General features: G+C 60.2%; 1 pseudogene. It reads right to left on the bottom strand.

Going from position 1 to position 495, the window contains the following annotated elements:
- Positions 1–495, bottom strand: a pseudogene (locus SB822_RS54905) (chromosome partitioning protein ParB); the annotation flags it as partial.

The raw sequence follows: 495 nt of genomic DNA, 5'->3' as shown, positions 1-495 counted from the left end.
AACCTTCGGAATCTTTCCGGTGTAGTCGAAGCCCTTGACGTTGAGCAGCGCATCGATGACTTCCGCCTTCGATTTGCTGAACACCTTCTTGAACTCGTCGCCGAGCGCGGCACGGATGCCAAGCTCGTCGGCCACCACCATCATTTCCGACTTCGTGATCAACTCCAGAAACTCCTTGCAGAGCTTCCAGTGCTGGTTGAGGTCGAGTCGATGATGACGGCACAGACTGGTCAGATGGTGAACGTCCAGACCCTGGATCGCCGCGACCGTGACGCCGGTGACAGCAAGCGCAAGCTTCGCCTCATCAGCGGCGGCCACAGACGTCGCAGCCTTCGCCACGTCCGACACCGCGATCTTTTCATCGGTCAGCTTTTCCCAGATGCCCTTCAACGTCGCGTCATCGACGCAGCGGGCCTGCCCGGCGAGAGCGATCGAGACGAGGTATCGCTGGGCCAGCCCAGGATTCTGGCCGACCTCACGACGCAGAGCTTTACG

This window comes from Paraburkholderia sp. SIMBA_054 (genome assembly GCF_046534875.1).
In the GTDB taxonomy this organism is placed as follows: Bacteria; Pseudomonadota; Gammaproteobacteria; order Burkholderiales; family Burkholderiaceae; genus Paraburkholderia; species Paraburkholderia hospita.
This window is presented reverse-complemented; position numbering and strand designations above follow the sequence as displayed.